The following is an 18,183-nucleotide window of genomic DNA, read 5'->3' as shown; positions in this document are numbered from 1 at the left end:
TATGCCTACTTGGTTGATGTCACTTGTATGGGGTACCGGTGCCGGTGCGGCGCTGGTCCTGGGAGCAGCCGTGTCCTGGCGGTGGTCCATACCGTCCAAGGTGGTCTCGACCATCATGTCGTTCGGTGCGGGCGTGCTGATCTCTGCCCTGGCGTTCGAGTTGGTGGACGAGGCCGTCAAAGGTGGCGGCTTGTGGCCCACGGTGGCAGGCTTCCTGGCCGGCGCTGTGGTGTACGTCGGCGCCAATATGCTCCTGGCCAAGGCCGGCGCCAAGCACCGCAAGCGGTCCGGAGACCAGCAGCCCTCCGAAAAAGACGATCCCGGCAGCGGCACGGCAATCGCCGTCGGGGCGCTGCTGGACGGCGTACCGGAATCCGTGGTCCTTGGCGTCGGCCTGCTGGCCGGGGGAGCGGTGAGTCCTGCCATGCTGGCGGCCGTCTTCATCTCCAACGTGCCCGAAGGGCTTTCCGGGACAGCCGGCATGAAGAAGGCCGGCCGGAGCAGGGGCTACGTGTTCGGACTGTGGGGTGGAATCGCGATCCTGAGCGGGGTGGCCGCGCTGCTGGGGTACGTGGCCCTGGAGGATGCGCCGGACGAGCTGGTCGCGTTCATTACGTCCGTTGCGGCCGGCGGCATCCTGGCCATGCTGGCGGACACCATGATCCCGGAAGCCTTCGAGGAGCACCACAACCTCACCGGGCTGACAGCGTCCGTGGGGTTCCTGACAGCGTTTACGGTGCACCACTTGGGCTGAGGGCACTGACCGGCGCCGTGAGCCTGCCGTCCCGCATGGTGGCCACCGCGTCCGTCAGGGGCACGAACTCGGTGTCATGGGTGACCATCACCGTGGCCACGCCAAACTCCGTGGTCACCTGCCGCAGCAGCCCCACAATGGCCGCGCTCCGTTCGTGGTCCAGCGCCGCCGTCGGCTCATCCACCAGCAGTACCTTGGGACTCCCCATGAGCGCCCGGGCGATGTTGACGCGCTGGCGCTGACCGCCGGAGAGCTGGTGCGGCAGCTTGCCGGCGGCCGCGGCGAGTCCGACGACGTCCAGCAGTTCGGCTGCCTTGACCCGGGCCGCTTTGGCGTTCCCGCCACGAAGGTGGTCGCTGATGACGAGCTGCTCAAGGGCGGTGAGTGACGGCAGCAGGTTGGGCTGTTGGAAGATAATGCCCACTTTTTCGCGCCGCAGTGCGGTGAGCTCCTTGTCCTTGAGTCCCGCCGTATCGGTGCCGTCAATGATGACCTGCCCGCGGGTCGGCTGGACCAGGGTGGCGGCGGTGGCCAGGAGGCTGGATTTACCGGATCCTGAGGGGCCCACGAGGGAGACCAGCTGACCCGCGCAGGCGGTGAGGCTGACCTGGTCCAGGGCGGTGGTGGTCCCGCCGCCGTCCGGGTATTCGAGGGTGACATTGACCAGGCTCAGGGGAGCGGTTGCTGCTGAAAAAGACATGGAGCGTTCCTTTCGGGGGAGGGAAGAGGGGTTAGTTGCCGCCGAGCGCCAGGAGCGCATCGACCTTGGTGACGCGGCGGACAGCCAGCGCGGCACCGGCCAGGCCCAGGGCAACGATCCCGACGACGGGAATCACCGTGGTGCCCAGGTTCAGCTGGAAGGGGGCCGCCTGGGCCGCGAATGCTCCGGCGGCAACACCCACGGCCCCGCCCGCTCCGGCGCCCGCCAGCAGCACAATGGCGGCCTGGGTCATGGCGTCGCGCAGGATGTAGGTGCTGGGCGCGCCCATGGCCTTGAGAACGGCGATGTCCCGGGTGCGCTGGATGGTCCAGACGCTCAGGAAGGCCACGATCACCAGCGCCGAAATTCCGTACAGGAACGCCTGCATCAGGGTCAGCGACCCGTTTTCGCTTTTGAAGGAGCCCAGTGCCTGGAAGGATCCGGTGCGGGACGCGCTGACGGTATGCGCTGCAGCGTTCGCTGCGGCCTCATCCACTGTGGCCCCGTCCGCGTAAGTGACGGCCACGACGGTAGCCAACTGTCCGCCGTCGGACACGTGTGCCGCCTTGGCCCATGCGGGCAGCGCGGTCCACACTACGCTGGTGTGCGCGTACCACTGGTCCGGCACCACGGCCGCGACCGAAAGTTCCACGCCGCCCAAAGACAGCTTGTCGCCCTGGCCCACCGACAAGGCCTCCGCCACCGAGGCACCCACCGCGGCCGTGCCGGCGGACACCTCCACAGGTGGCAGAGGGCTGCCCGGCGATACGCCGAAGACGGCCACGTTCGCCGTCCCCGAACCATCAGCCGTCTGCGCCCGCGTCTGGGTGATGCCCAGCGGTTCGGCGGACCGGACCCCGGGCCGGGCCTTCCAGTTGTCCACCTGGGCGGCGGTCACCGAGCTTTCGGTGAAGGACGCCTTGGGGGAACCGGAGCCGGGGGCGCCGAAGACGATGGTGTCCACCGGCGTAGCCGCAGCTGCCCCGAGCCTGGCGATGGCGGACGTGGATTGCTCGGCAAGGCCCGCCGTCAGGCCGGACAGCATGACCAGCAGCAGGGTGATCAGGGCTACGACGCCGCCCATCATGGCGAACCGGCCTTTGGCGAAGCGGATATCGCGGATTGCCAGGAACACGTTGTTTCTTCTCTCAGCAGGGATGGATTGTTCTGTAGTTCCACCTTCCCGGCCGGCGCCTCCACGGACATCGCGGGGATGGTTGAGCCACGGGCATGGAACGGTTGAGCCCGGAGTCAACCTTTCGGTTGATCCCCTCCCCGCAGTCCCCGGCATAAGCTGATGAAATGCCTGCCACGCCCCTGCCGCAACCACCGGAGAAGGCCGCAGGTGTTTCCGCGCGGGGGCCGCTGAACGCCCTGGAAAACGCATCATCCGCAGCTATCCTCCGCATCCTGCGGGTCACGCTGCACACCGGCTTCGCGCTGCTGCTGGCCGTCGGCCTGGTCCGGATGCTGATAGCGGGAGGTACCCTGCGCTGGGTGTGCGCCGGCGCCGCCGTCGTCCTTGCTGCTGTTTACCTGGCCGGCACGGTCCTGGAGAAGCGCCATGCCGAGGGGCGGACCGGGGTGGATCCGCGCCGCTACGGTTTGCTCTGGCTGGGCCTGGTCACGGCACTGTGGGTCTTCCTGCTCGCCGGCAGCGCCGATTTCGCCTGGCTGGCGTTCCCCATCTTTTTCCTGCACCTTCATTTGCTGCCACGGCGTGCCGCGCTCCTGACCATCGCGCTGATGACAGTCGCGGTCATCGCTTCCCAATGGGCCGCCAGCGGTGCTCCTGTCCCGCACGCCGCGGCCGTCGTCGGGCCCGTCCTGGGCGCGATCTTTTCCGTCATCACCGGCCTGGCCTACGCGGCCCTGTACCGCGAGGCGGAAAACCAACGGCGCGCGGCGGACGAGCTGCGGCGGACGCGGGAGGAGCTGGCGCGGTCCCAGCACCAGGCGGGCGTGCTGGCGGAGCGCGAGCGGCTGGCCCGGGAAATCCACGACACACTGGCGCAGGGCCTGTCCAGCATCGTGCTGCTGGGGCGGGCCGCCGGCCAGTCGCTCGCCGACGGTGATGCCGCCACGGCTTCAGGCCGGCTGGCGCTGGTGCAGCAGACCGCGGCGGACAACCTGGCCGAGGCCCGCAGTTTTGTCCGCGGCCTTTCCTCACCGCAACTGGAGGGCACCACCCTGGTGGAGGCCCTGGGACGGCTGTGCGACAGGGCCGGGACAGACGCCGACGCCGCAGGGGTGCCGCTGCGCTGCCGGCTGGAGGTGGACGGCGAGCCACAGGAACTGCCCCAGCCCGTCCGCGTTGCCCTGCTGCGGGCTGCGCAGGCGAGTCTCGCCAACGTCCGCGAACACGCCCGGGCAAGCACCGCCGTCGTCAGCCTTGCCTTCCTGGGCAGTGAAGTGACCATGGACGTGTACGACGACGGCACGGGCTTTGACCCGTCCGCTCCGGAAAGTGCCGCGGGCGCAGCGGACGGCAGCGGTTTCGGCCTGCGCTCGCTGCGGGAACGCGTCGCCTCCTTGAACGGCACGCTGGCGGTGGAGTCGGCGCCGGGCGAGGGCACAGTGGTGGCCATCAGGCTCTCGGTGGAGGAACCGTGAGCGACATACGGGTATTGCTGGTGGACGACCACCCCGTGGTCCGCGCCGGGCTGCGTGCCATGCTCACCGCCTTTGAAGGCATTTCGATCGCCGCGGAGGCCCCTGACGGCAGGGCAGCTCTGAAAGAACTGGCCCGGTTGACCGCCCTGGACGAGGCGCCGGATGTGGTCCTCATGGACCTGCAGATGGGGGAAGGCATGGACGGCGTCACGGCCACGGCCGAGATCCGTAAGCTCGACGCTCCGCCGCCGGTGCTCATCCTCACCACCTATGACACCGATGCGGACATCCTCGCCGCCGTGGAGGCAGGGGCCAGCGGCTACATGCTGAAGGACGCCCCGCCGGAACAGCTGCGCCAGGCGGTGCTGCAGGCTGACCCCGCGGGAAGTGCAGCTGCTGGAACTGCTGGCCACGGGCCTGTCCAACCGCGCCATTGCCAGGCAGGTCTTCATTTCGGAGGCGACGGTAAAGACCCACCTGGTGCACATCTACGGCAAGCTCGGCGTGGACAACCGCACGGCCGCAATCGCTGCTGCGACGCAGCGGCGGATCATCCGGCCGCCCGGCGCCCAGGGGTGACCTGTCGTCGCATGACAGCAGGGCGCGGCATGTGACGGCCATCTCAGTGCAGTAGGTTGATTCCAGGTGTGACAAATGCCGGTGTTTCAAAGTGCTGTTGTTCAAAGGAGAATGAATGTCCCGTCCGGTTCCAGCCGTCGATGCCCTTCTCGCCACCTACGGTGCGCCGGACGCCTGCGCGGCCGAGCTCCTGTGCGACAGCCACGATCCCAACGCTGTTGCCTTCACAGTGGTGGCAGCTGATCTTTCCTCGGAGGACATCACCTACGGCGGGCTTCGGGAGCGCTCGGAACGGGGAGCCGCCGCCCTGGCAGAACTGGGGGTCGGCCCCGGGGACGCGGTGGCCACCCTGATGGGAAAGTCGGCAGACCTGGTGGTCATGCTCCTGGCCATTTGGCGGCGCGGGGCCGTCCATGTGCCACTGTTCACGGCCTTTGCGTGGCCTGCCATTGAACTTCGCCTTACCGCTTCCCGTGCGAAGGTGGTGATCACCGACCCCGACCAGCGGACGAAGCTCCAGGAAACGGCCGCCGCCGTGGTGGTTGCCGGTGAAGAAGCCTCCCAGCCGGACCTGGCGCTCACGCCGCTCCTGGCCAGGCAGCGGCCGGGTATCGCCGCCGAAGCTGTGGGAGGTGACGGTGCCCTGGTACTGATCTTTACGTCCGGCACCACGGGCGCCCCCAAGGGCGTGCCGGTGCCGGTCCGGGCGTTGGCAGCGTTCCGCCAGTACGTCGAACTGGGCCTGGACGTCGATGAAGGGGATGTCTTCTGGAATGCCGCAGACCCCGGCTGGGCGTACGGCCTGTACTACGGGATCCTCGGTCCCATGGCGGCGGGACGGCGAAACATCCTGCTGCGCCCCGGGTTCTCGCCGGAACTCAGCTTTAGGGTTCTGGAGGCATTTTCCGTCACCAACTTCGCCGCAGCGCCCACCGTCTACCGCACCATGCGCGCGAAAGCCGACGCCGGAACGGGTCCTTTCCAGCTTCGGCGCGCTTCATCCGCCGGAGAACCGCTGACCCCTGAGGTGATCAGCTGGGCGCGGGAGGTGCTGGGCGTTCCGGTGCGGGACCACTACGGGCAGACCGAACACGGAATGATGATCATCAACGCCTGGCATGACGACGTGAGGACGGAACTGAGGCCGGGTTCCATGGGCCGGCCCCTGCCGGGGTGGAGCTGCGCGGTCCTCAAGGACAACGCTGACGAACCGGCTGCGCCGGGTGAACTGGGCCGAGTAGCCGTCAACGTGGCCGGGAGCCCCATGATGTGGTTCAAGGGCTACCAGGATGCCCCGGAGAAGAGCGCCGAAAGGTTCAGTGCGGACGGCAAGTGGTACTTGACCGGGGACGCGGGCATGGTGGACGCGGACGGCTACTACTTCTTCTCCTCCCGCGATGATGACGTGATCATCATGGCCGGATACCGGATTGGCCCGTTCGACGTGGAAAGCGTCCTGTCCACCCATCCGGCGGTCCTGGAAAGTGCCGTGGTGGGCGCTCCCGACGAACTGCGCGGTGAAGTCCTGGAGGCCTATGTTGTCCTGGCGGACGGCGCCGCCGCCAGTGATGCCCTGGTGGTTGAACTGCAGACCATGGTCAAGACGCAGTTCGCCGCCCACGCCTATCCGCGCCGCATCCACTTCGTTGCGGACCTGCCCAAGACGCCGTCGGGAAAGCTCCAGCGCTACATCCTGAGGCAGCAGCGGGCAGCCGCATCCGGCAGCTAGCAGTCGGCGGTTTTTTGGGGGAGGGGCAGAAAACCTCGAGTTGTTCCGGAGCCTTTTCCGGCACCGGCTGTTAGCGTTGAGGCCCAGCCACAGAAGGAGGAGCGATGTCCATCAATTCACCTGATTCACTGCCTGAGGACGAACCGCAGGAGGACACGGCGGCCAGGAAAGGAAACCCCGACGGCGGGATCCCCGGCGGGAAAGACGGCGTCGGGATCTCCGATGGGGCCGAGCCCAACACTTTTGAGCCGGAGGAGGACCCCGACGCCTCGGCGGGCCCGGCAGACTAAAGGGGCCGGCTGACTAAAGTGGCCCAGGCCACCCTCAAAGTTCCATCAAGATTGGCCAAAGCCGCTGCAATCTGTGATTCCCGCAAGCTACCGGCCGGTAATTTATAACTGTTTCCAACGCCAGTTCCCCGGCAGGAAGCACTGGAAGCCCCTGCGCTGGAGCGAGACTCGCGCGGGGGCTTCCCCCCAACGTCCGCGCGGCGGCTTACGGCGTGGCGCTAACGGTTTCGAAGTGCTCCACCACCGGAAACGGCTCATAGAAGCGGTGCAGCAAAGAACGCCACTGCTGGTACCCAAGGGATCCCCTGAAACCCACTGTATGGTCCTCCAGCGACTCCCATTCAACGAGCAGCAGGTACGTGTGGGGGGATTCGATCGAGCGCGACAGGGACATGGCGACGAAGCCACGCATTGAAGCGATAATGTGCCGGGCCTGGGCGAAAGCTGCCTCGAAGTCCTCTTCCCGGCCGGGAATGACCGGAAGCAGCGCGTGTTCTGTGATCACCCGCCAAGTCTGGCACGCGTTCGCCGGCTATTCGGTGTCGATCCAGTAGCGGCGCTTGCCGTTGCGCGTGTCCTCGTATTGGCCGCCGTTCTTCTCGATGGTTGCACGCGAGCCGGCGTTGTCCTCGTCGCACGTCAGGAGAACCCGCGCGATTCCCAGCGCCCGTGCCAGGGGCAGCGCATCGGCAAGTGCTTTCGCGGCATGGCCGCGGCGCCTGGCGGAGGGCCGGACGCTGTAGCCGATATGCCCACCTTCGTTGAGGAGGTAGTCGTTCAACCCGTGCCTGATGGCCAGGGACCCAAGGAACGTGCCGCCGTCGGCAATCCACAGATAGGTGCAGGGCACGTAGCCTGGCTTCCGCACCGTGTCCGGCAGCGCATCTTTGATGAGGACATCGACGAAGCGGCCAAAGACGGCGGAGTCCCGGAGATCGGCCAGGGACCAGCCCTCCGCGCCTGCGCCGTCCAGGTGGGCACCTTGGAACTCCGCAGTTCCCTCCAGCCAGGAAGAGTGGAGGGCTGGGTCCGGGACGATGAGTTGGGCCATACCTGGATCCTATGCCGCCTGCCGGAGCGATGCCTCGGGATCCCGGCGCGCGGCAGAGGAGCGGGGAAACGTATTCCCGGGACACAGGTGGTGGCCTGTACTATCTCCCCGGGGACCCCTTTGCGGTCTGGGAAGGGACGTTCATGGTTGGCACGCACTCGATGACAGCAGCGCTCGGCGATCCACTCGGACGGGACGAATTACTGCAGGAGTATGGGTTCACCTTCGCCAACAGCGGGGGACGGCAGCGGAGCGTTGATGAGGCGCTTTCAATGGAACCCCTCCAGAACCTTGTTCAGTTGGCCGCAAAGCTCTGCGGCGTCCCCTACGGCGTGATCAACGTTGTCACTTCCGATGAGCAACAGCAGGTGGCCGCCGTCGGCTTTGAGGCCGCCGTCTGCGCCCGGGAGGACTCCATGTGCGCACAAGTCTTCCTCTCGGGGAAGACAACGGTTGTCCCGGACGCATCCCTGGACCCCCGTCTCGCATCGAATCCGTTTGTGACAGGGGAAATCGCCGCCGTCCGGTTCTATGCTTCGGTTCCGCTCGAGACGTCGTCGGGGTTCGTGCTGGGGTCCCTGTGCGTCTTTTCCAATTCAGCGGGCACACCCGAAAAGGACCAGCTGGACATGCTGGAGATCCTGGCCCGCCAGGCAGTGCAGCTGCTCGAGCTCCAGCGGCGCACGCTGCAGCTGAACAGTGCCCTCGACGAGGTGCGTGAAAGCAATGCGAAGCTGGCGGAGTTTGCCGGACGCGTCAGCCATGACCTGCGCGGACCACTCACCACCATGCTGGGCTACGTGGAGTTGGCAGACGATGAAGTGGACGGGGACCACCCGGCGGCCGAGTACCTGCAGATCATCGGCGCCAGTGGCCACCGCATGCTGGCCATGCTCGAGGACGTCCTGACCTACTCACGGATGGGCGGAGTCCTCCAGCGGCAGCGCGTATCCCTCCAGGAAGTGGCGGCCGAGGTGGCGAGGGATTTGGGCCTGTCCTTCGGGCCCGGAGCCGTCCTGGACAGCGAGGAGATGAAGCTCCACGTGGACCCGGGGCAGTTGCGAACCCTGCTGCAGAACCTGGTGGCCAATGCCATGAACTACCGGAGCCCGGACCGGGACCTCAACGTGCGGATCAGCGGCATTTCGAATTACCACGGCATCACTGTGCTGGTGGCGGACAACGGCAAGGGCATTGCGCCGGCGGACCGGCAGCGCGTGCTGGAACCACTGGTCCGGCTGCACCGGCAGAGGGACGGGCACGGTTCCGGCCTTGGGCTGGCCATCTGCCGCCGCATTGCCGAGGCGCACGGCGGCGAATTGAGCCTGAAAGAGTCACCCGGCGGCGGGAGCACAGCGGTCATCAGCTTCCCGGCTGACCAATAAGAAGCGCCAAACAGCTCCGGGCCGGCTGCGGAATGCAGCCGGCCCGGAGACTGGGTTATTCCGGCTAGTTCAGATCGAAGCGATCCAGTTCCATGACCTTTGCCCAGGCGGCCACGAAGTCGTTCACGAACTTCTCCTTGGCGTCATCGCTGGCGTAGACCTCGGCCAGTGCCCGCAGCTGGGAGTTGGAGCCGAAGACCAGGTCCACCGGAGTAGCCGTCCACTTGAGTTCGCCGGTTGTGACGTCGGTGATCTCGTACGAGTTCTCCTCGGACTCGGAGGCCTTCCATTTGGTGCCGGGCGAGAGCAGGTTGACGAAGAAGTCGTTCGTCAGGACCTGCGGCTTGTCCGTCAGTACACCGTGGCTGGAGCCGCCCACATTGGTGCCGAGGGCACGCATGCCGCCCACCAGTGCCGTCATCTCCGGGGCGGAAAGGTCCAGCATGTACGCCTTGTCCAGCAGGAGGGTCTCCGGCTGGACCTTCGCACCGGGGCGCAGGTAGTTGCGGAAGCCGTCGGCCCGCGGTTCCAGGTACTGGAAGGATTCGACGTCGGTCTGCTCCTGCGTGGCATCCGTGCGGCCCGGACGGAACGGCACCGTGACGGGGAACCCGGCGTCGGCTGCTGCCTTTTCCACCGCGGCGGCACCTCCCAGGACGATCAGGTCCGCGAGCGAGACCTTCTTGCCGCCGGACTGTGCCGAGTTGAACTCCTCCTGCACGCGCTCAAGGACGGGAAGCACGGTATCGAGCTGCTCCGGTTCGTGGGCTTCCCAGCCGCGCTGCGGCTCCAGCCGGATCCGGGCGCCGTTGGCCCCACCGCGCCGGTCCGTCTTGCGGTACGTTGCAGCCGACGCCCAGGCCGTGCCCGCCAGTTGCGGGATGGTCAGGCCGGAGTCGAGGAGCTTGGCCTTGAGTTGGGCGATGTCCTGCTCGCCGATCAGTTCATGGTCGACGGCGGGAACAGGATCCTGCCACAGCTGAGCCTCCGGAACCCAGGGCCCCAGCATGTGCGGGCCCACCGGTCCCATGTCGCGGTGCAGCAGCTTGTACCAGGCCTTGGCGAAGGCCAGGGCGAACTGGTCCGGGTTCTCCAGGAAACGCCGGCCGATCTTCTCGTACTCCGGGTCGAAGCGCAGCGACAGGTCCGTGGTCAGCATGGTGGGCCGGTGCTTCTTGTTGGGGTCGTGCGCGTCCGGGATGATCTCGGGAGCGTCCTTGGCAACCCACTGGTGGGCGCCGCCGGGGCTCTTGACCAGTTCCCATTCGTATTCGAAGAGGATTTCCAGGAAGCGGTTGCTCCACTGCGTGGGCTTGTCCGTCCACGTGACCTCCAGGCCGGAGGTGATGGTGTCGCCGCCCTTGCCGCTGCCGTAGGTGCTGAGCCAGCCCAGGCCCTGCGTCTCGAGGTCTGCACCCTCCGGTTCGGGGCCCACGTGTGCGTCTGCGGGACCGGCACCGTGGGTCTTGCCGAACGTGTGGCCGCCGGCGATCAGCGCGAAGGTCTCTTCGTCGTTCATCGCCATGCGCTTGAACGTCTCACGGATGAACGCGGCAGCAGCCACGGGATCCGGGTTGCCCATGGGGCCTTCGGGGTTGACATAGATGAGGCCCATTTCGGTGGAACCGACGTTGTCCGCCATGGTGCCTTCACCGGTGTACCGCTCATCTCCGAGCCAGGCGTCCTCCGGGCCCCAGAAGATCTGTTCAGGCTCCCAGACGTCCTCGCGGCCAAAGGCGAAGCCGAAGGTCTTGAAGCCCATGGATTCGAGGGCTACGTTGCCGGCGAGGACCAGGAGGTCGGCCCAGGAGAGCTTCTGGCCGTACTTCTGCTTGACGGGCCACAGCAGACGGCGGGCCTTGTCCAGGTTGGCGTTGTCCGGCCAGCTGTTCAGCGGGGCGAACCGCTGGCTGCCGTCGCCAGCTCCGCCGCGGCCGTCGTGGACGCGGTAGGTTCCGGCAGCGTGCCAGCTCAGGCGGATCATCAGTCCGCCGTAGTGGCCGAAGTCCGCCGGCCACCAGTCCTGGGAAGTGGTCAGGACCTGGCTGATGTCCTGCTTGAGGGCTTCGACGTCGAGCTTCTGGAATTCCTCGCGGTAGCTGAAGGACGGGCCAAGCGGGTTGCTCGCCTGGCCGTGCGTGTGCAGCACGGAGAGGTCCAGCTGGTTGGGCCACCAGTCCTGGTTGGTCCGTGGCCGGTGTCCCTTGGGGGTCGGCGAATCGATCGCCGGGTTTTCGCTTTCACTGCCCTGGGCGGTGGCACTGCCATGGGCCACCGGGCACCCGCCCTCAACCTTCTGGTCCAGGCCCTGTGCGCTCCCGGGAGTGGGGACCGGGGGATGGTCTTGGGGATCGGTCATGTGCTTATTCCTTCCGTTGGGCCGAGGCCGCGGTTGGACTCGGGCAGCCGGTGCAACCCTCCTATTTGAACATGGACAGGTGACAGCAGAAGACCCTCCTACGCCATGGGTGAAACCCGGCCTGTCATTGCCCCGTCCCTCGCAATTTGTCCGGCACCTCCTGTCCGCCACTTGCCGGCGCTGGAATATCTGACTGACGCTCCGACTTGTTGCCAGAGGGTCCAGGGTGGCCCACTGTCCCGGCGTAACGCAGCGCGCGGGCCTCCGCCCACGCGTGAGGCCGCGCTGAGGCGCGGATGCAACCAAGCACCTACCAAGAGGAGCACTATGACCACCGGATCAGGAACAGCATCAGGAACAGCAGCGGGCAACGGACGGACAGCGCTGGTGGTAGGGGCCACCGGCATCGCAGGGTCCGCCCTGGTGGATACCCTGGTGGGCGAAGGCTGGGCAGTCCTTGCCTTGTCCCGCCGGCCCGGTCCCGGACGCCCCGGCGTCAGGTGGCTCTCCGCGGACCTGACCTCGGCTGGATCCCTTGCCGCTGTGCTGGGTCCGGAGAACCCCTCGCATGTCTTCTTCACCGCATGGTCGCGCCGTGCTACCGAGGAAGAGAACATCGCCGTCAACGCGGGCATGGTTCGTGATCTCCTCTCAGCACTGCAGGGCAAGGACGTGGCCCACGTTGCCCTGATGACCGGACTCAAGCATTACCTGGGACCGTTCGAGGCATACGCCGCCGGAGAAATGCCGGACACCCCCTTCCATGAGGAGGAACCGCGCCTTCCAGTGCCGAACTTCTATTACGCCCAGGAGGACGAGCTCTGGGCGGCCGCGGCCCGGCAGGGGTTCACCTGGTCCGTGCACCGCGCCCACACCGTCATTGGGCATGCGGTGGGCAACGCCATGAACATGGGACTCACGCTCGCCGCGCAAGCCACCCTGTGCCGGGACAGCGGGCAGCCGTTCGTCTTCCCGGGGTCGGAAACGCAGTGGAACGGGCTCACGGACATGACGGATGCCGGACTGCTTGCCGAGCACATGCTCTGGGCTTCAACCACCCCCGGGGCTGCTGACGAGGCCTTCAACATCGTCAACGGCGACGTGTTCCGCTGGCGCTGGATGTGGCCGAAACTCGCAGCCTACTTCGGCGTGGAGTGGGAGGGATACCAGGGGGAGCCCCGTCCCCTCGAGCACTCCATGGCGGGCAGGGAAGACCAGTGGCGGCGGATCGCCGCGGAACACAACCTCAGCGAACCGGACCTGGGCCGGGTGGCGAGCTGGTGGCATACGGACGGCGACCTGGGCCGCGGCATCGAGGTGGTGACGGACATGGGGAAGAGCCGGGATGCCGGCTTTACGGGATACCGGCGGACGCTGGATGCATTTACCTCGCTGTTTGACCGTTACCGTGCCGACCGCCTGGTTCCCTGATCACACGGTCACGGCCGGCGAACAACCCGGTCAGTGCCAGGATAGCCATGGCACCGGCGGTGCCGAGCAGCGGAAGCGTCCAGTCCCCGCTGGCATCCCGGAGTGCACCGAAGGCCACCGGGCCCACCGCGGCCAGCCCGTAGCCCACGGACTGTGCCATGCCGGATAAGGATGCTGCCTGCGGGTGGTTCACGGTCCGGAGGCTGAACAGCGACAGGGCAATGACAATGAGGCTTCCGCAACCGACGGCGCCCAGCAGGACCCACAGGAGGATGAGGTCCGGCGCGAGTGCAAGGCCCAGGAAGGTTACGAACACCAACGCCCCGCTGGCGAAGGACACCAGCCGTTGGTCCGGTCCCCGGTGCAGGACCGCGCCCGCCCCCAGGCTGGCGAACACGCTGATCAGCAGGAAAACGGACAAGTGCACGCCGGCAGTGGTGGCGGGGATCCCGCGGCTTTGCTCAATGGTGGGCAGCCAGGCCATCAGGACGTAGAAGGCGATCGACTGCAGCCCCATGAACGCCGTCACCTGCCAGCCCAGGGCCGAGCCCCAGGGCGACCGGTGTGCCGGTTCCTGCTTTGCGGCGTGCACGGCGCTTGTCCCGTGGCGGCGCAGCCAAGGCAGCAGCACGGCCATGGCGACGAGGGCCAGCCCCACCCAGGCGCCGAGGGCGAGCCGCCATCCTGCCGGCGAGGTTTGGGCCACGGGAACGACGACGGCGGCCCCCACCGCTGCGAACGCGGCCTGGGCCGCGGTATAGCTGCCGGTGACCTGGCTGACCCGCAACGGAAAGTCCCGCTTGACGAGGGAAGGGACCAGGACGTTGAGGAACGCTATGGCCACGCCGATCAATACCGTCCCGGCCCAGATGAATCCAGGCACGGGCAGGGAGCGAAGCACGATGCCGGAGGCGAGGATCAGCAATGACGTCCAGAGTGCCCGGTCCAGGCCCAGCCGGGCCGCGAAGCCGGGCGCCAGGGGCGAAAAGACCGCGAAAGCGATGAGCGGGAGGCCGGTGAGGAATCCCGCTGCGGCACTGGACAACCCCAGGTCGCTGCTGATGTTGACCAGGACCGGTCCGACGCTGACAAAGGACACCCGAAGGTTGACTGCGATGAGCAGGACGCCGATAAAGGCGATTCCGAACCTGGCAGTGTGCTGGGAGGGGTTCCGTGTGCCGGCAAACATCGTTGTTTCTTCCATCCTTCGGTGGGGTGGCGCGTTCTTGACGCCCATCCAATTCTCTCACACTCATGTACCCAACGGCTCCGCTGGATCCCCGGCGCGTCCCCCGAATACGCCGAGGGAGAACCTGCCGTTTTTCCCAGCCATCTGTAAGGATCATCGACTCTTCCCGGACGTACACTGACCTTCGCACCACGTTTGTGGACATTCCGTCAGATGAGGGCTTTTGCGCATGCTCTGGAAGTTGCTCGTTGAATACCTCCGGCCGCACCGGCCGCTGCTGGTCGCCGTCGTGGTTTTCCAGCTGGCACAGTCCATCGCGTCGCTGTACCTGCCCACGCTGAACGCGGACATCATTGACCAGGGCGTGGCCCGGGGCGATACCGGCTACATCATGTCCACCGGCAGCATCATGCTGCTCATCACCCTGGCGCAGATCGCGTGCGCCGTGGTGGCGGTGTACTTCGGCGCCAAGGCCGCGATGGGGCTGGGCCGGGACCTGCGGGGGGCCATCTTCGAGCGGGTGGGGCAGTTCTCCGAGCAGGAGGTCACCCGCTTCGGCGCCCCCAGCCTGATCACCCGCTCCACCAATGACGTCCAGCAGGTCCAGCAGTTGGTGCTCATGTCCGCCACGCTCATGGTGGCAGCGCCCATGCTCAGCATCGGCGGGGTGATCATGGCCATCCGGCAGGACGCCCAACTGTCCTGGCTCATTGCCGTGTGCGTCCCGGTGCTGCTGATCGCCGTCGGCCTGATTGTCACGCGGATGGTGCCGCTGTTCCGCAAGATGCAGGCCCGGATCGACACCGTCAACCGGGTGCTCCGCGAGCAGCTCACCGGCATCCGGGTGGTGCGGGCGTTCGTCCGGGAAGACATGGAGACGGAACGGTTCGCGGGCGCCAACACCGACGTCACCGATGTTGCCCTCCGCGCCGGCCGGCTGATGGCCCTCATGTTCCCCACGGTCATGCTGGTCCTGAACGTCTCCAGCGTGGCGGTGATCTGGTTCGGGGCGTTCCGGATCGAGGACGGGTCCATGCAGGTGGGAACCCTGATCGCGTTCCTCAGCTACCTGATGCAGATCCTGATGTCCGTCATGATGGCCACGTTCATGGCGGTGATGATTCCTCGGGCGTCGGTGTCCGCGGACCGGATCGGCGAGGTGCTGGGCACCCGTTCCAGCGTCCTGCCGCCGGAGCAGCCGGTCACCAGCGCGGTTCGCCGCGGTGAGCTGGAAATGCGCGACGTCGGATTCGCCTACCCGGGTGCCGACCAGCCCGTCCTGTCCGGGATCAGCTTCACCGCCCGCGCGGGGCAGACCACGGCGATCATCGGCAGCACCGGCTCGGGCAAGACCACCCTGGTGAACCTGATGCCGCGGCTCTTCGACGTCACCTCGGGGGCGGTGCTGATGGACGGCGTGGACATCCGCGACCTGGATCCGGACCTGCTCTGGGGGCACATCGGCCTGGTGCCGCAGCGGCCCTACCTGTTTTCCGGCACTGTTCGCAGCAACCTGCTGTACGGCAACCCGGATGCCACCGAGGAGGAGCTGTGGACCGCGCTGGAAATCGCCCAGGCCCGGGACTTTGTGGAGCAGATGGAGGAAGGGCTGGATGCGCCCATCTCCCAGGGCGGCACCAATGTCTCCGGCGGGCAGCGGCAGCGGCTGGCCATTGCCCGGGCTTTGGTGAAGCGGCCCGAACTCTACATTTTTGACGATTCGTTCTCCTCCCTGGACACCGGCACTGATGCGCGGCTGCGCCAGGCACTCAAGCGGAACATCGCCGGTGCCACCATGGTGATCATCGCCCAGCGCGTGTCCAGCATTGTCGACGCGGATGAGATCCTGGTGCTCGACGACGGCAGGATCGTGGCGCAGGGCACGCACCACGAGTTGCTGGAGACATCAGAGACGTACCGTGAGATTGTGTCGTCCCAGCTGGCAGCGGAGGAGACGGTATGAGCCACGGGCCCACTCCCGCACGCGGCACCAAAGGTGCGCCCGCCTCCGGAAGCGGCCAGGCCGACGTCGTACGCATTCCCAGGCCGCGCGGCGGCCCCGGGCACGGCGGACCGTTCGCCGGGATGAATGTCCCGGCGGAGAAGGCAATGAACTTCAGTGGCTCTGCCAAGCGCCTGCTGGGCACGCTGCGGCCGGAGCGGTTCTGGCTGATGCTGGTGCTGGCCATGGCTGTGGCGGGCGTGGTGCTGCAGGTGATTGGGCCGCGGCTGCTGGGCGAGGGCACCAACCTGATTTTTTCCGGTGTGGTGTCCAAGCAGCTGCCGCCGGGGATGACGCAGGCGCAGTTGATTGCGATGCTGCGGGCGTCGGGGGAGAACCAGAAGGCGGACATGCTCAGCGCCATGACGCTGACGCCGGGCGCGGGGATCGACTTCGGCGCGCTGGCCAGTGTGCTGACGTGGGCGCTGGTGCTGTACGTGCTGGGCTCGGCCTTCATGTGGGGGCAGGCGTATGTGCTGAACGGCGTGGTGCAGCGGACTGTGTACGGGCTGCGCGAACAGATTGAGGCGAAGATCAACCGGCTGCCGCTGCGGTATTTCGATTCGATCCAGCGCGGCGAGCTGCTCAGCCGCGTGACCAACGATGTGGACAATATTTCGCAGAGCCTGCAGCAGTCCATCAGCCAGGCGGTGACGTCCGTCCTGACGGTGCTGGGTGTGCTGGTGATGATGTTCATTCTTTCGCCCACACTGGCGCTGATCGCTTTGGTGACCATTCCGCTGACGCTGGGGATCACCACGCTGATCGCCAAGCGCTCGCAGAAGCTGTTCGTGCAGCAGTGGAAGAACACCGGCGAGCTGAACGGGCAGATCGAGGAGACCTACACCGGGCATGCACTGGTGAAAGTGTTCGGCCGGCAGCGCGAGGTGGGGGAGCGGTTCCGGCAAAAGAACGCAGAGCTGTATGAGGCGAGCTTTGGGGCGCAGTTCATTTCCGGGCTGATCATGCCGGCCATGACGTTCATCGGGAACCTGGTGTACGTGGGCATCGCGGTGGTGGGTGGCCTGCAGGTGGCGTCCGGGGCGATGCAGCTGGGCGATGTGCAGGCGTTCATCCAGTATTCGCGGCAGTTCACCCAGCCGCTGGCGCAGCTGGGGTCCATGGCGAACCTGCTGCAGTCCGGGGTGGCCTCTGCCGAGCGGGTGTTCGAGCTGTTGGACACGGAGGAGCAGTCGCCGGATCCTGTTGGGGCTTCGCTGCAGAGCCCTGACGGTGCTGCCCGGGGGCGGCTGGTGTTTGAGGATGTGTCCTTCTCGTATTCGCCGGACAAGCCGCTGATTAGCGGGCTGTCTTTGGTGGCCGAGCCGGGGCAGACTGTGGCGATTGTGGGGCCAACGGGTGCGGGCAAGACCACCTTGGTGAACCTGATGATGCGGTTCTACGAGCTGGACGGCGGGCGGATCACTCTGGATGGTGTGGACATCACCACCATGAGCCGGCACGACCTGCGCTCGCGGATGGGGATGGTGCTGCAGGATACGTGGCTGTTCGGCGGGACCATCCGCGACAACATTGCGTACGGGCGCCCTGCTGCTTCCTCTTCAGACGTGTTGGAAGCTGCCCGGGCGACCTATGTTGATCGCTTTGTGAAGTCCCTGCCCGAGGGATACGACACCGTGCTGGACGACGAAGGGTCCAACGTGTCCGCCGGCGAGAAACAGTTGCTGACGATTGCCCGGGCGTTCCTGGCGCAGCCGTCTGTCCTGATTCTCGATGAGGCGACATCTTCGGTGGATACCCGGACGGAGGTGCTGGTGCAGAAGGCCATGAGCGCGCTGCGGTCGGACCGGACGTCCTTTGTGATCGCGCACCGCCTCTCCACGATCCGCGACGCCGATCTCATCCTGGTGATGGAGGCTGGGCAGATCGTGGAGCAGGGGACGCACGCTTCACTGCTGGCTGCGGGCGGGGCCTACGCGCGGCTGTACGAGGCGCAGTTCGCGGCTCCTGTCGCGGAGGTCTAAAGAGCCCGTTAAGAGGTCCGGGTCAGTGCGGGCAGTCAAGGTTGATTCTGTGGAACTGGTACGCGCCGTTCGCGTAGTGAATGTCGGCCAAGTAAGTGCAGTTGGCTGCTGAAAAG

14 protein-coding genes and 1 pseudogene are annotated in these 18,183 nt (G+C 66.6%); 9 read left to right on the top strand and 6 right to left on the bottom strand.

The annotated features are described in order from the left end of the window. Position 1: 1 nt before the first annotated feature. A complete protein-coding gene (locus VIK36_RS19100; protein WP_159630406.1) occupies positions 2-754 on the top strand; it encodes a ZIP family metal transporter in 753 nt (250 codons plus the stop codon). Here the strand turns inward: VIK36_RS19100 and VIK36_RS19095 are convergent. Together VIK36_RS19095 and VIK36_RS19090 are read right to left on the bottom strand one after the other, a co-directional pair. Beyond that, positions 732-1,454 (bottom strand): ABC transporter ATP-binding protein, encoded by a 723-nt coding sequence (locus VIK36_RS19095; RefSeq protein ID WP_255173389.1) that lies wholly within the window; start codon positions 1,452-1,454, stop codon positions 732-734. The two genes, VIK36_RS19100 and VIK36_RS19095, sit on opposite strands and share 23 nt — an antisense overlap. Before the next feature lie 31 nt (positions 1,455-1,485). Continuing rightward, positions 1,486-2,589, bottom strand: coding sequence for an ABC transporter permease (locus VIK36_RS19090; protein ID WP_324643226.1), 1,104 nt, complete (start codon positions 2,587-2,589; stop codon positions 1,486-1,488). A gap of 167 nt (positions 2,590-2,756) precedes the next feature. On the opposite strand from VIK36_RS19090, the gene VIK36_RS19085 reads away from it, so the two are divergent. From VIK36_RS19085 to VIK36_RS19070, 4 genes and pseudogenes are all read left to right on the top strand, one after another. Next, positions 2,757-4,067 (top strand): sensor histidine kinase, encoded by a 1,311-nt coding sequence (locus VIK36_RS19085; protein WP_324643225.1) that lies wholly within the window; start codon positions 2,757-2,759, stop codon positions 4,065-4,067. Then, positions 4,064-4,646 (top strand): annotated as a pseudogene (locus tag VIK36_RS19080) (response regulator). Before VIK36_RS19085 ends, VIK36_RS19080 begins: the two are co-directional and overlap by 4 nt. A 115-nt stretch (positions 4,647-4,761) precedes the next feature. Then, positions 4,762-6,375, top strand: a complete 1,614-nt coding sequence (locus VIK36_RS19075; protein WP_324643223.1) for an AMP-binding protein — start codon at positions 4,762-4,764, stop codon at positions 6,373-6,375. A gap of 104 nt (positions 6,376-6,479) precedes the next feature. Next, a complete protein-coding gene (locus VIK36_RS19070) occupies positions 6,480-6,665 on the top strand; it encodes a hypothetical protein (RefSeq protein WP_141159249.1) in 186 nt (61 codons plus the stop codon). A gap of 205 nt (positions 6,666-6,870) precedes the next feature. On the opposite strand, the gene VIK36_RS19065 is transcribed toward VIK36_RS19070, so the two are convergent. After that, the gene (locus tag VIK36_RS19065) at positions 6,871-7,170 is read right to left on the bottom strand and encodes an antibiotic biosynthesis monooxygenase (protein WP_324643222.1); all 300 of its coding nucleotides are present in this window, start codon (positions 7,168-7,170) and stop codon (positions 6,871-6,873) included. A gap of 27 nt (positions 7,171-7,197) precedes the next feature. After that, positions 7,198-7,716 carry a GNAT family N-acetyltransferase gene (locus VIK36_RS19060; RefSeq protein ID WP_324643220.1) on the bottom strand — a complete coding sequence of 173 codons (519 nt, stop codon included), beginning with the start codon at positions 7,714-7,716 and terminating at the stop codon, positions 7,198-7,200. A 143-nt stretch (positions 7,717-7,859) separates the two neighbouring features. Between VIK36_RS19060 and VIK36_RS19055 the strand changes: the two genes are divergently transcribed. After that, positions 7,860-9,101: a GAF domain-containing sensor histidine kinase gene (locus VIK36_RS19055; protein ID WP_324643219.1), complete on the top strand. Its 1,242-nt coding sequence runs from the start codon at positions 7,860-7,862 to the stop codon at positions 9,099-9,101. Between the two features lie 64 nt (positions 9,102-9,165). Here VIK36_RS19055 and katG read toward each other — a convergent pair whose 3' ends face one another. Continuing rightward, positions 9,166-11,460 carry a catalase/peroxidase HPI gene (katG, locus tag VIK36_RS19050; RefSeq protein ID WP_324643217.1) on the bottom strand — a complete coding sequence of 765 codons (2,295 nt, stop codon included), beginning with the start codon at positions 11,458-11,460 and terminating at the stop codon, positions 9,166-9,168. 327 nt (positions 11,461-11,787) lie between these two features. Here katG and VIK36_RS19045 point away from each other — a divergent pair, with 327 nt between their 5' ends. After that, complete coding sequence (locus VIK36_RS19045; RefSeq protein WP_255173381.1) at positions 11,788-12,891, top strand: SDR family oxidoreductase; 1,104 nt, start codon at positions 11,788-11,790, stop codon at positions 12,889-12,891. Here the strand turns inward: VIK36_RS19045 and VIK36_RS19040 are convergent. Further along, positions 12,845-14,080 (bottom strand): MFS transporter, encoded by a 1,236-nt coding sequence (locus VIK36_RS19040; RefSeq protein WP_324643216.1) that lies wholly within the window; start codon positions 14,078-14,080, stop codon positions 12,845-12,847. The genes VIK36_RS19045 and VIK36_RS19040 overlap by 47 nt on opposite strands. 229 nt (positions 14,081-14,309) lie before the next feature. Between VIK36_RS19040 and VIK36_RS19035 the strand changes: the two genes are divergently transcribed. Beyond that, positions 14,310-16,043: an ABC transporter ATP-binding protein gene (locus VIK36_RS19035; protein WP_255173379.1), complete on the top strand. Its 1,734-nt coding sequence runs from the start codon at positions 14,310-14,312 to the stop codon at positions 16,041-16,043. Next, a complete protein-coding gene (locus tag VIK36_RS19030) occupies positions 16,040-18,067 on the top strand; it encodes an ABC transporter ATP-binding protein (protein WP_324643215.1) in 2,028 nt (675 codons plus the stop codon). The genes VIK36_RS19035 and VIK36_RS19030 overlap by 4 nt, the downstream gene beginning before the upstream one ends. Positions 18,068-18,183: the final 116 nt, after the last annotated feature.

This window comes from Pseudarthrobacter sp. LT1 (assembly GCF_035621795.1).
GTDB lineage: Bacteria > Actinomycetota > Actinomycetes > Actinomycetales > Micrococcaceae > Arthrobacter.
This window is presented reverse-complemented; position numbering and strand designations above follow the sequence as displayed.

Coding starts and splice junctions, on each gene's coding strand:
- VIK36_RS19100 (WP_159630406.1), top strand. CDS start 2: ATGCCTACTTGGTTGATGTCACTTGTATGGGGTACCGGTGCCGGTGCG.
- VIK36_RS19095 (WP_255173389.1), bottom strand. CDS start 1,454: ATGTCTTTTTCAGCAGCAACCGCTCCCCTGAGCCTGGTCAATGTCACC.
- VIK36_RS19085 (WP_324643225.1), top strand. CDS start 2,757: ATGCCTGCCACGCCCCTGCCGCAACCACCGGAGAAGGCCGCAGGTGTT.
- VIK36_RS19075 (WP_324643223.1), top strand. CDS start 4,762: ATGTCCCGTCCGGTTCCAGCCGTCGATGCCCTTCTCGCCACCTACGGT.
- VIK36_RS19070 (WP_141159249.1), top strand. CDS start 6,480: ATGTCCATCAATTCACCTGATTCACTGCCTGAGGACGAACCGCAGGAG.
- VIK36_RS19060 (WP_324643220.1), bottom strand. CDS start 7,716: ATGGCCCAACTCATCGTCCCGGACCCAGCCCTCCACTCTTCCTGGCTG.
- VIK36_RS19055 (WP_324643219.1), top strand. CDS start 7,860: ATGGTTGGCACGCACTCGATGACAGCAGCGCTCGGCGATCCACTCGGA.
- katG (WP_324643217.1), bottom strand. CDS start 11,460: ATGACCGATCCCCAAGACCATCCCCCGGTCCCCACTCCCGGGAGCGCA.
- VIK36_RS19045 (WP_255173381.1), top strand. CDS start 11,788: ATGACCACCGGATCAGGAACAGCATCAGGAACAGCAGCGGGCAACGGA.
- VIK36_RS19040 (WP_324643216.1), bottom strand. CDS start 14,080: ATGTTTGCCGGCACACGGAACCCCTCCCAGCACACTGCCAGGTTCGGA.
- VIK36_RS19035 (WP_255173379.1), top strand. CDS start 14,310: ATGCTCTGGAAGTTGCTCGTTGAATACCTCCGGCCGCACCGGCCGCTG.
- VIK36_RS19030 (WP_324643215.1), top strand. CDS start 16,040: ATGAGCCACGGGCCCACTCCCGCACGCGGCACCAAAGGTGCGCCCGCC.